A 12,322-nucleotide genomic window follows, 5' to 3' on the forward strand; every position below is an offset into this window, starting at 1 on the left:
GCCGGCGTCGTAGGCGCCGGCTGCGGAACTCGGGCGTCGCGGTCGCCGTGCTCGGCGTCGTCGCCGTGGGCGTCGGCTGGGCCGTGTACGCCAAGCTGAGCGGGAACATCACCGCCGACGAGGCCGCCGCCGCCGAACTCGCCCGGTACGAGAGGGAGCGGCCCACCTCCCTGGTCCGCGGCGCGCAGAACGTCCTGGTGATCGGCTCGGACTCGCGTTCCGGCGACGGCAACGAGCGCTACGGCCGGGACACCGGGACCGAGCGGTCGGACACCACGATCCTGCTGCACCTCGCGGCGGGCCGGGACAGCGCCACCGCCGTCTCCCTCCCCCGCGACCTGATGGTGGACGTGCCCGGCTGCCACCGCCGGGACGGCTCCGACACCGACCCGGTGTTCGCCCAGTTCAACTACGCCTTCGAGGCGGGCGGTTCGGCGTGCACCATCCGCACCGTGGAGAAGCTGACCGGCATCCGGATCGACCATCACGTGGTCGTCGACTTCCAGGGCTTCAAGAAGATGGTCGACGCCCTCGACGGTGTCGAGGTGTGCCTGCGCAAGCCCGTCGACGACAAGGACGCGAAACTGCGACTGCCCGCCGGCCGGGTGACGCTCGACGGGGAGCAGGCCCTCGGTTACGTCCGGGCCCGCAAGTCGCTCGGCAACGGCAGCGACACCGACCGCATCGACCGGCAGCAGCGCTTCCTCGGGGCGCTCGTCACCAAGGTGCAGAGCAACGACGTACTGCTGAATCCGGTGAAGCTCTATCCCGTGCTGGACGCGGCCACCTCGTCCCTCACGACCGACCCGGGCCTGGCGAGTCTGCGGGGTGTGTACGACCTGGCGCGCGGTCTGCGTGGCATCCCCACCGCACGGGTGCAGTTCCTGACCGTCCCCCGGGAGTCGTACGCGCGCGACGCCAATCGCGACCAGCTCGTGCAGCCCGACGCCGAGAAGCTGTTCACCCGCCTGCGGACGGACGAGCCGGTGGCGGTCGCGGCGGCGGACGGGCGGCGGACCGGGGGCGGCGACGGGGCCGGATCGGCGGCCGCGCGCGAGCCCCGGGCCGCGGATTCCCCCCAGCCGACGTTCAGCGGCAACACCGCCGACGAGCACGTCTGCGAGTAAAGCGCGTTCCAAGACGTCACAAGGGAGGGCCAAGACCTGGGCGGCGCGGCGGACACTTGTCCAGCAAAAGGGGCGGATTGACCGCTTGTAAGGAGCGTGGAATGTGTCACCGTCGTCGCCGCACGCCGAATCGGGCCGTTAGTGTGAGCGATCCGGTGTGCCCGGCCACGAGGTTCCGTCCCGGTTCCGTGTCGGGGTCGCGCACTGAGTGACCGAGACCGGGCGCCTGGAGGGGCAGGCGCCGCGTGGCCCCGACGGAGGATCGGACGACCGTGGACGCGCAAGGCCGTGGGCGGGCAGAGGACATCGACCCCGCAGACCAGTGGGTGCTCAACCCGGACACCGGCGAATACGAACTGCGACTGACCCCTTCCGCACCGCAGTCGGCGCCCCCGGGCCCCCGCTCCGGCGCGGCACGCACCCGCGGCGCGCAGGCGTCCGCGCCCGTGACCACCCCGGGGCGTGCGGTCCCGGGTCCGCGCAGGCGGCGTACGGCACCCGAGGAGCCGCCTCCCGGCCGGCGGGGCAGGCGGCAGCCGGCGAAGAAGCGGTCGAGGGGCAAGAAGGTCCTGATGTGGACCGGCGGGACCATGGCGTTCGTCGTCCTCGGTGCCGCGGCGGCCGGGTACCTGTATCTGGAGCACCTCAACGACAACATCCAGTCCGTCGCCGACGACGGCGCGAGCACCGGTGGCTTCCAGAAGGACAAGGCCATCAACATCCTGCTGATCGGCACCGACAAGCGCACCGGCGCCGGCAACGAGGGCTACGGCGACAGCGGCAGCGTCGGCCACGCCGACACCACGATCCTGCTGCACGTGTCCAAGGACCGCTCCAACGCGACCGCGCTGAGCATCCCCCGCGACCTCATCGTCGACGTCCCCGACTGCCCGACCACGCAGGCGGACGGGACGAAGAAGGTCATCCCCGGTTCCACCGGCGTCCGCTTCAACACCAGCCTCGGCCAGGACGACCGTACGCCCAGCTGCACCATGCGGACCGTCACCGAGCTGACCGGGGTCACCCCCGACAACTTCATGGTCGCCGACTTCAACGCCGTCAAGACACTGACCTCGGCGGTCGGCGGGGTCGACGTGTGCCTGGCGAAGGACATCGACGACCCGGACTCGCACCTGAAACTGGCCGCGGGCACGCACACCATCGAGGGCGAGCAGGCGCTGGCGTTCGTGCGCACCCGGCACTCGGTGGGCTTCGGCGGCGACCTGAGCCGCATCCAGATACAGCAGCAGTTCCTCAGCGCGCTGATGCGCAAGCTGAAGTCGAACGACACGCTGACCAGCCCGTCGAAGATGGTGAAGCTCGCGGAGGCGGGCACCAAGGCGCTGACCGTCGACTCCCGGCTGGACAGCATCGGCAAGCTGAAGGACCTCGGTCTGGAGCTGGGCAAGCTCAACACCAAGAACCTGACCTTCACCACGGTGCCGGTGGTCGACAACCCGGCCGAGAAGGTCAAGGCGACGGTCGTCCTCAAGGAGCAGCCGGCCGCCGAGGTCTTCGGCATGATCCGGGACGACGTCTCGTTCACCGAGGTCAAGCAGCAGGAGAAGAAGGAGGCCGCGGCCGTCGCGGCCCGCCTCCAGGGCGCCAAGTCCGACCCGTCCGAGGTGCGCGTGCGCGTCCTCAACGGCGGTGCCCCGGGCGGCAGCGCGAGCCAGGAGCTGCTCTACCTCCAGAACGAGGCCGGCGTCACCAAGTCCGAGAACGCCGGCAACGCCCCGGCCGAGCTCGCCAAGACCACCCTGGAGTACGCCCCCGACCAGGCCGACCAGGCCCGCGCGCTGGCCGAGATCCTCGGCCTGTCCGGCGCGGCCATGAAGCCCGGCCGGAGCGTCACCAACTCCCAGGGCCTGCCCACCATGACCCTCACCCTCGGCAAGGACTTCAAGGGCGCGGGCGTCAAGCTCAACCCCCAGTCCGGCAAGGCTCCGGAAGGGGTCGACAAGTCCACGGCCGACAAGGTCCAGTGCGCCAAGTGACCTGAGGGCCCTCTCTCGCGTCTTACCGGGCGGCCGTGTCACGGCGGTGGCGGAAACAATCCGTCGGGGCGGCCGTACAGCCAACAGGGCGTTCCGTACGTCCAACTGTGCGAACAGAACGCGCCCGTGGGCACGTCGGCCGGCGCTGAGGGTGGGGAGAGGGACATGACGCAGAGTGATGTGCGCGGGCAGGGATCGCGATCCGGTGCCGCCCGGCGCGGCCCGGGGCAGGGGAACGGGAACGGGCGGCGGTCCGGACGGCGGCGGGCGGGGCGCGGGCACCGGGTGCTCAGGTGGTCCGCGTCGACGCTCGCGGTGCTGATACTCGGCACGGCCGGCGCCGGATACCTCTACTACCAGCACCTGAGCGACAACATCGAGAAGGGCGAGCGCAACAGCGGGGACTCCAAGGCGCACAAGACCGAGCCGAACGCGGCCGGACAGACGCCCCTGAACATCCTGATGATCGGCTCCGACAGCCGCGCCTCCGACGCCAACGTGGCGCTGGGCGGGGGCAAGGACCACCGCGACAACCCTCCGCTGGGCGACGTGCAGATGCTGATCCACCTGTCCGCGGACCGCAAGAGCGCCGCGGTGGTGAGCATCCCCCGCGACACCCGCGTCGACATCCCGGCGTGCACGGACCCCAAGACGGGCGAGAAGTTCCCCGCCACCAACACCATCATCAACGCGTCCCTGGCCCGCGGCGGCGCCGGCTGCACCCTGGCCACCTGGGAGAACCTCACGGGTGTCTACGTCGACCACTGGATGACGATCGACTTCGCGGGCGTCGTGTCGATGGCGGACGCCATCGGCGGCGTCGAGGTCTGTGTGAACCAGAACGTGTGGGACCGCCCGTTGACGGGCGGTGAGCGCGGCGGCTCGGGCCTGAAGATGAAGGCCGGCTCGCACAAGGTCCAGGGCAAGGAAGCCCTCCAGTGGCTGCGCACCCGGCACGCCTGGGGCAGTGACCAGATGCGGGCCCGGGCCCAGCACATGTACATGAACTCGATGATCCGCACCCTGAAGGACCAGAACGTCTTCACCGACACCGGCAGGCTGATGGACCTGGCGGAAGCGGCCACGAAGTCCCTGGGCGTCTCCAAGGAGATCGGCACGCCCAAGAAGCTGTACGACCTCGGGACGCAGCTGAAGACGGTGCCGACGGACCGCATCACCATGACGACGCTGCCGACCGTCAAGGACCCCGAGGACGGGAACCACCTGCTGCCGGACGGTGCGAACGCCGAGAAGGTGTGGGCGATGATCCGCGACGACGTGTCCTTCGACGACAAGGGCGCGAAGAGCGGCGGCAAGGGCGCCGGCGCGAGCGACGGCAAGGCCACGGAGACGCCCGCCACGGGCACGCCGAAGGACCCGGCCGCCGCCGACGCCGAGATCGGCGTGCTCGTGCAGAACGCCACCCGCTCCGACTCGCTCGGCCCGGTCAGCGGCCGGGCGGGCACGGTCGCCGATGCGCTGGCCGAGAAGGGCTTCGACCGGGCGACGAAGGACACCTCGGCGGCGCTCTCCGAGGAACGGACCGTCGTGCGCTACCCGAGCACCGACCTGGCCGGGGACGCGCAGCGCGTCGCGGCCGCGCTGGGCATCCCGGCGAGCGCGGTGCGGAAGTCGGCGGACGTCTCCGGGGTCACGGTCGTCGTCGGCTCCGACTGGCGCTCGGGCACCACGTATCCGAAGCAGAAGACACCGGAGGCGGGCGACCTGCCCGACAACAGCGACGCCCTCAACGGCGCCGACACCGGCCAGTGCATGGACGTCTACGAGCCCTACCAATGGTAGGCGTTCCCAGAAATCGCACGGAATGCCCTGTTGTAGGGGAGTCGAATTTGTCACCGGTGTCGTTCGACGCTGAACTGGGCGGATAGTGTGAGCGCTCCAGTGCCCCCGCCGCGAGGTCCGCCCTGGCGTCGTGCACTTGTTGACCCTTTACCGTGCGCCTTCGGGGGAAGGCGCCGCGTGGCCCCGACGGAGGACTGGGAGACCGTGGACGCGCAAGGACGTGGGCGGGCGGACGACATCGACCCCGCAGACCAGTGGGTGCTCAATCCGCGGACAGGCGAGTACGAGCTGCGGATGGCCTCTTCCGCGCCGCAGCCGGCCGTTCCGAAGCCCCGCGGCGGCGCACCGGGCGAGAGGACCGACGGCGCGGCCCGTCGCGGCACTTCGGCCCCGGGCCGTGAGGTCCCGCCCCAGCGGCGCCGCCGTCCCGCACCGGAGGAGCCGGCGCCCGGGCGGCGCAGCCGACGGCCGGCGAAGAAGAAGTCGACGGGCCGGAAGGTCCTGCTGTGGGCCGGCGGCACGACGGCGTTCGTCGTCCTCGTGGCCGGTGTCGGCGGCTATCTCTACCTCAAGCACCTTGAGGGCAACGTCTCGACGACGGACATCGGCGGTGCGGGCAGCAGCAACTTCAGCAAGGACGAGGCCTTCAACATCCTCATCATCGGCACCGACAAGCGCACCGGCGCCGGCAACGAGGGCTACGGCGACAAGGGCAGCGTCGGGCACGCGGACACCAACATCCTGCTGCACGTGTCCGAGGACCGCTCCAACGCGACCGCGATGAGCATCCCCCGCGACCTGATAGTCGACGTCCCGGACTGCCCGACCCTCCAGGAGGACGGGTCCCAGAAGGTCATTCCGGGCCAGCAGGGCGTGCGCTTCAACCGGAGCCTCGGTGAGAGCGGCCGGGACGCGGGCTGCACCATGCGCACGGTGAAGGAGGCGACCGGCATCTCGGTCGACCACTTCATGATGGCCGACTTCAACGCGGTCAAGACGCTGACCACCGCGGTCGACGGCGTGGAGGTCTGCGTGGAGCACGCCGTGAACGACAAGCAGTCCAAACTCGTCCTGCCCGCGGGCAAGTCCAAGGTGGAGGGCGAGCAGGCCCTCGCCTTCGTCCGCACCCGGCACGCCTTCGGCAACCACGGCGACCTCGACCGCATCAAGGCGCAGCAGCAGTTCCTGGGTTCGCTGATGCGGAAGATGTCCTCCGGCGACACCCTCACCAGCCCCACCAAGCTGGTGAAGCTCGCCGAGGCCGCCACGAACGCGCTCACCGTGGACAAGCCCATCGGCGACGTCGGCACGCTCAAGGACATCGCCCTGGAGCTGAAGAAGGTGCCGACGAAGAACATCACGTTCACCACGGTGCCGGTGAAGGACAACCCGGCCGAGAAGATTCCGGTGACGGTCGTCAAGGACGAGTCGAGGGCTCCGCAGGTCTTCGACATGGTCCGCAACGACATCTCGTTCACCGAGGTCAAGCAGAAGCAGAAGAAGGAGGCCGCGGCCGTCGCGGCCCGCCTCCAGGGCACCAGGTCCGACCCGTCGGAGGTGCGCGTGCGCGTCCTCAACGGCGGCGCGCCCGGCGGCAGCGCCGGCAAGGAGCTGCTCTACCTCCAGACGGAGGCCGGCGTCACCAAGTCCGAGAACGCCGGCAACGCCCCGGCCCAGCTCGCCAAGACGACCTTGGAGTACGCGCCCGACCAGGCCGACCAGGCCCGCGCGCTGGCCGGGATCCTCGGCCTGTCCGGCGCGGCCATGAAGCCCGGTCAGAGCGTCACGAACTCGCAGGGCCTGCCGACCATGACGCTCACTCTGGGCAAGGACTTCAAGGGCGCCGGGGTGAAGCTCGACGCCACCTCGGGCAAGGCTCCGGAGGGGGTCGACAAGTCCACGGCCGACCAGGTGCAGTGCGCCAGTTGACCTGACGGGCCCGTCGTGCGTCTCACAGGAAGACCGCGGACACTGGACGGGCCCGCGGCAGGGCGGCAGGGGTGGGGAAGGACGCGGAAGTGACGCAGAGCGGTGTGCACGGACAGGACACGCGGCAGGCCGCGTCGGACGCCCCCGAGGGCGACGAGACGGTCGCCGACGACAAGCAGGGCAAGGGTGACGAGGGGGACGACGGCGAGGACGGCGCCGAGGCCGGTATACGCCGGCCCCGCCGGGGGCTGCGGGTGCTCCGCTGGGCCGCGCTGTCCGTCGCCGTGCTCCTGATCGGCACGGCCGGTGCCGGATACCTCTACTACGAGCACCTCAACGACAACATCGAGCAGGACGTCCTGAACCTGGGCGACAGCAAGGTGGCCGCGCCGACGCCGAACGCCGCCGGGCAGACCCCGCTGAACCTCCTCGTCATCGGCTCGGACGCCCGGGACAGCGAGGAGAACCAGCAACTCGGCGGCGCCCGCGAGACGTTCGGCTCCACGCCGCTGGCGGACGTGCAGATGCTGGTGCACCTGTCCGCCGACCGCAGCAACATGTCGGTCGTCAGCATGCCCCGCGACACCCTGGTGAAGATCCCGAAGTGCACCGACCCGGACGACGGGACGGTCCACGCGGCGAGCGAGGGCCGGGTGATGACCAACCAGAGCCTCGGCCACGGCGGACCGGGCTGCACGGTGGCCACCTGGCAGGAGCTCACCGGCATCCACATCGACCACTTCGTGATGGTCGACTTCGCGGGCGTGGTGTCGATGGCGGACGCCGTCGGCGGCGTCCCCGTCTGCGTGGACGCCAACATCCACTCCCGCGACAACGCGGGCCACGGCTCGGGCCTGAAGCTGGAGAAGGGCACCCACCCGGTCAAGGGCGAGCAGGCCCTCCAGTGGCTGCGGACCCGGTACGGCTTCGAGGACGGCAGCGACCTGGCCCGCGCCAAGGCCCAGCACATGTACCTCAACTCGATGATCCGCGTGCTGCGCGAGAACGCCACGCTCTCCAGCCCCGGCCGGCTGCGCGCGCTCGCCGAGGAGGCCACCCGGGCGCTCACGGTCGACCCGGGCCTCGACACCGTCAAGAAGCTCTACGACCTCAGCGAAGAGCTGCGCACGGTGAAGCCGGAGCGCATCACCATGACCACGATGCCCAACCGGTACGTGGGCGCCCGCGTCGAACCGACCGAGGACGCGGAGCAGTTGTTCCGGCTGGTGCGCGAGGACATCGCGCTGGACGGCAAGGACGCGAAGAAGAAGGACCCCGAGCCCGGACCGGGGTCACAGGCCCCCGCCGATCCGGCCGCCGCGGACGACGCGATCGCGGTGCAGGTCCGCAACGGCACCCGCACCGAGGAGCTGGCGGCGGCCCGCGGACGCGCCGACACGGTCGCCGGGCTGCTGGTGGAGCAGGGCTTCGCGCGGGCCGTCGCCGACCCCTCGGTGCTGCCCAGCGAGGACCGTACGGTCGTCCGCTATCCGAGCGCCGACCTCGCGGGCGACGCGCGGCGGGTCGCCGAGGCCCTGGGCATCCCGGCGGATTCGGTGCAGCGGTCGACCGACGTCTCCGGCGTCACGCTCGTCGTGGGCGCGGACTGGCGCGAGGACACGGCCTACAAGGTGCCCGTGCCGGACGACACGACCCCGGAGTCGGCGGAGGCCCTCAACGGCGCGGACACCGGCGCCTGCATGCACGTGGACCCGGGCTTCACCTGGTCCTGAGCGGCGTCAGCGGGCGCCGGCGGCGTCGGCGTCCGGCTGGACCGCCGGGCGCCGCGACGCGATGACCTTCCTGGCCAGCGACTTGGGGCTGGTCAGGAAGCCGAAGCCCCACGACATGTGCATGGTCGCCAGCGCCACCGGGATCTGCGCCCGCGCCTTCAGCCCGAGCCCCTTGCCCGCCGGGAGCGAGCCCGCGACGATCGCGGCGAGGTAGCCGCCGGGTATCACGAAGCCCCAGGGGGTCAGCGCGGCGCCCACCACGACGCCGGCGGCGATCGCGCACACGGCGGTCGGCGGGGCGAGGTAGCGCAGGTTGATGGAGCCGGAGTGGTAGCGGGCGACGACGTGCCGCCAGCGGCCGTAGTCCTTGTACTGCTTGGCCAGCGCCCGCACGGAGGGCCGGGGCCGGTAGGACACCTTCAGCTCGGGCGAGAACCAGATCAGGCCGCCGGCCTCACGGATGCGGAAGTTCAGCTCCCAGTCCTGGGCGCGGATGAACTCCTCGTTGTACCCGCCCTGCCGCTCCAGCGCCTCGCGGCGGAACACGCCCAGGAACACCGTCTCGGCCGGGCCCGCCTGACCGCCCGTGTGGAAGGCCGCGTTGCCCACGCCGATCTTCGACGTCATCGCGGCGGCGACGGCGTCCTCCCAGGGGTTCTCGCCCTCGGCGTGCATGATGCCGCCCACGTTCTGCGCGCCGGTCTCCTCCAGCAGCCGTACGGCCGTGGCGATGTAGTTCGGCGAGAGCATGCCGTGGCCGTCGACGCGGACGACGACGGGATGGCGCGACGCCTTGATCGCCGCGTTCAGCGCGGCGGGCGTGCGGCCGGTGGGGTTCGGCACGGTGTGGACGCGGGGATCCTCGCGGACGAGTTCGGCGGCGATCTCGTCCGTGCGGTCCTTGGAGGGACCGAGGGCGATCACGACCTCCATCTCGCCGGCGTACTCCTGGGCGAGGATGGCGCGGACGGCGCCGCGCAGGTGCCGCTCCTCGTCGAGGACGGGCATGATCACGGAAACGGCGGGCGGCCGCACGTCGGACTTGGCGTTCATCGGTGCTCACGTTACCGCGAACGGGGGACACGGGTGCGCGCCGCGGGGGTCGCAACCCCGGGCAGCAGATCGTATCGGCCTACGGTGCTCACGGATCCCACGTCCGGCCCCAGGTCCCGCCCTCGCGGAGGTGTCACCTTGCCCACGCCGCCCCGCTCCCCCAGGGTCCCGGCATCGCCCCCACAGGGCGGTCCCCCGCCGCAGCGCACCCGTCCGCGGCCCTCCCGCCGCCGGCCGGGAGCCGCCGTACGGCGGAAGAAGCCGCGCTGGGCCGTGCGGGCGGTGACGGCGCTGTCCGTGGTGGTGCTCGCCTCCGCCGGGATCGGGCACGCGGTGCTCTCGGGTCTGGACGCGGACATCGCCCGCGTCGACGCCTTCAAGGACATGAAGAACCGCCCGCGGGGCGGTGACGGCATGAACGTCCTGCTGGTCGGCACCGACGGCCGCGACCGCATCACGGAGGCGGAGCGGCGCAAGTACCGGCTCGGCGGCGCCCCCTGCCACTGCACCGACACGATCATGATCGTGCACATCTCGGAGGACCGGGAGCGGGCCAGCGTGGTCAGCCTGCCGCGCGACTCGTACGCCGTGACGCCCGACCACACCGACCGCACGACCGGCCAGCACCACCGGGGACACCCCGTCAAGCTGAACGCGGCCTACGCCGAGGGCGGGCCCCAGCTGACCATCCGGACCGTCGAGAGCATGACCCATGTGAAGATCGACCACTATCTGGAGGTCGACTTCACCAGCTTCATGAAGACCGTGGACGTCCTCGGCGGCGTACGGATCTGCACGGTCCAGCCGCTCAAGGACAGCTACACCGGCCTCGACCTGCCGGCCGGCACCCACGAGCTGAGCGGCGGGCAGGCCCTCCAGTACGTCCGCGCCCGCCATCTCGACGGGGCCTCGGACCTCAGCCGGATGAAGCGCCAGCAGCGCTTCCTGGCCGCGCTGATCGACCGGGCGACCTCCTCCGGGCTGCTGCTGAACCCGCTCAAGTTCCGCGACGTCACCCAGGCGGTGCTGGGCTCGGTGCGGGCCGACAAGGGATTCGGCACCGACGAGCTGCTGGCCCTCGGGCGGGCGATGCGGAACTTCTCGCCGTCGTCCTCGGAGTTCACCACCGTGCCGATCGGGCAGATGGGCTACGTCGTCAAGGGCGTCGGCTCGACCCTCAAGTGGGACCCCGCCGAGTCGAAGCGGATCTTCGACGCGCTGAGCGCGGACCGGCCGCTGGCCCCGCGCGGCCCGAAGGCCAAGGGCCCGGCGCCGGTACGGGTGCCCGTCGACCCCAAGCAGATCCGGGTCCAGGTGGAGAACGGCACGCACACCGCCGGGCTGGGCAGGCGCGTGGACGACGCGCTGGCCGCCACCGGCTTCCTCACCACCCGGGCGCCGGTGAACGCCGCCGACCGCGCGGTGGCCCGGACCGTGGTCGCCTTCGACCCCCGCTGGGACAACTCGGCCAAGTCGCTGGCCGCCGCCCTGCCCGGCAGCGAGCTCAGGCCGGTCAAGGGCCAGGGAGGGACGCTGAAGGTGATCGCGGGCGCCGACTACAAGCAGGTGGTGAAGGTGAAACCGGCGGACCCGCCGCAGGAGACGGGCACGGTGGTGCGCGGCGACGAGGTGGTGTGCGGGCAGCGGTGACCGGCCCCGGCCTCAGTTGCCGGAGACGGTGACCTGGTCGTCGTTCTTCAGCTGCTCCACCAGCTTCTTCACCTTGGCGTCGTCCCACTTGAGGTTGGAGCCGACGCTGCCGGAGACCGGCATGTTCATCGAGGTGCCCTCGCCGCCGCTGACGCTCTTCATCGCCCAGAACATGCCGGCCAGGTCGAACAGGCCCATGTCCTTGTCGACGATCAGGGAGTCCAGGCCGGCGCCCATGGTCGGGTACAGCCTGAACGGGTTGAGCACGGTCGACGGGGTGGCCACCTGGCTCGCCAGGGCCGACAGGAACTTCTGCTGGTTCTTCGTGCGGTCGAGGTCGGAGCCGGGCAGCGCGTACCGGGTGCGGACGAAGGCCAGGGCCTCCTCGCCGTTCAGGGTCTGCTTGCCCTTCTTGAAGTCGGCGCCGGACTTCTTGTCCTTGATGTCCTGCGGGATGTCGATCTCGACGCCGCCGACCGAGTCCACGATGTTGGCGAAGCCGGCGAAGCCGATCTCCACGTAGTGGTCGATGTGCAGCCCGGTGTTGAACTCGACGGTGCGCACCAGCAGCTCGGGGCCGTCCTCCGCGTACGCGGCGTTCAGCTTCACGTGCCGGCCCGTGCCCTCGTACTTCTTGCCGGACTCGGAGCCGACGAAGCTCGGGATCTCCACGTCCGAGTCGCGGGGCAGCGAGACCAGCGTCGACCCGTTGTCCCCGGTGTGGAGGATCATCATCGAGTCGGTGCGCTTGCCCTCGGCCGAACCGGTGTGCAGGTCCTTCTTCTGCTCGTCGGTCATGCCCTCGCGGCTGTCGGAGCCGACGATCAGGTAGTTGGTGCCCTCGCCGGCCTCGGGGCGGTCGATGACCTTGGACAGGTCGACCTCGCGGTTGAGCTTGGAGTCGGCCCAGAAGTAGGTCCCGACCGTGGTGACGACCAGCACGGTCACCACGGTGATCGCGGTCCACTTGATCCTGCGCCGCCAGTCCGGCGCGCGGCGCGGTCCGCCCGGGCCGCCGCCGCCCGGGCCA

8 protein-coding genes are annotated in these 12,322 nt (G+C 71.1%); 6 read left to right on the top strand and 2 right to left on the bottom strand.

Going from position 1 to position 12,322, the window contains the following annotated elements:
* The 5 genes from GTW67_RS25880 to GTW67_RS25900 form a co-directional block, all read left to right on the top strand.
* Nucleotides 1–1,127 (top strand): LCP family protein (locus tag GTW67_RS25880; RefSeq protein WP_161167194.1); only part of this gene is annotated, 1,127 nt, incomplete at its 5' end.
* A 272-nt stretch (nt 1,128–1,399) separates the two neighbouring features.
* Nucleotides 1,400–3,124, top strand: a complete 1,725-nt coding sequence (locus tag GTW67_RS25885; RefSeq protein ID WP_161167195.1) for an LCP family glycopolymer transferase — start codon at nt 1,400–1,402, stop codon at nt 3,122–3,124.
* A gap of 165 nt (nt 3,125–3,289) precedes the next feature.
* Nucleotides 3,290–4,927, top strand: a complete 1,638-nt coding sequence (locus GTW67_RS25890; RefSeq protein WP_161167196.1) for an LCP family protein — start codon at nt 3,290–3,292, stop codon at nt 4,925–4,927.
* 204 nt (nt 4,928–5,131) lie between these two features.
* Entirely contained in the window at nt 5,132–6,856 is a 1,725-nt protein-coding gene (locus tag GTW67_RS25895) for an LCP family protein (protein ID WP_346010742.1), read from the top strand.
* An 89-nt stretch (nt 6,857–6,945) separates the two neighbouring features.
* Nucleotides 6,946–8,589, top strand: a complete 1,644-nt coding sequence (locus tag GTW67_RS25900; RefSeq protein WP_161167197.1) for an LCP family glycopolymer transferase — start codon at nt 6,946–6,948, stop codon at nt 8,587–8,589.
* Between the two features lie 6 nt (nt 8,590–8,595).
* Here the strand turns inward: GTW67_RS25900 and GTW67_RS25905 are convergent, their stop codons facing one another.
* Entirely contained in the window at nt 8,596–9,642 is a 1,047-nt protein-coding gene (locus GTW67_RS25905; RefSeq protein ID WP_161167198.1) for a glycosyltransferase family 2 protein, read from the bottom strand.
* A 138-nt stretch (nt 9,643–9,780) separates the two neighbouring features.
* Here GTW67_RS25905 and GTW67_RS25910 point away from each other — a divergent pair, with 138 nt between their 5' ends.
* Complete coding sequence (locus GTW67_RS25910) at nt 9,781–11,292, top strand: LCP family protein (protein ID WP_161167199.1); 1,512 nt, start codon at nt 9,781–9,783, stop codon at nt 11,290–11,292.
* A 12-nt stretch (nt 11,293–11,304) separates the two neighbouring features.
* Here GTW67_RS25910 and GTW67_RS25915 read toward each other — a convergent pair.
* A partial coding sequence (locus GTW67_RS25915) for an LCP family protein (RefSeq protein WP_161167200.1) occupies nt 11,305–12,322 on the bottom strand: 1,018 nt, incomplete at its 5' end.

Source organism: Streptomyces sp. SID5910, assembly GCF_009862125.1.
GTDB lineage: Bacteria > Actinomycetota > Actinomycetes > Streptomycetales > Streptomycetaceae > Streptomyces.

What these genes read in the sequence shown, in the direction of transcription:
- GTW67_RS25890 (WP_161167196.1), top strand. Translation starts at nt 3,290, where the DNA reads ATGACGCAGAGTGATGTGCGCGGGCAGGGATCGCGATCCGGTGCCGCC.
- GTW67_RS25905 (WP_161167198.1), bottom strand. Translation starts at nt 9,642, where the DNA reads ATGAACGCCAAGTCCGACGTGCGGCCGCCCGCCGTTTCCGTGATCATG.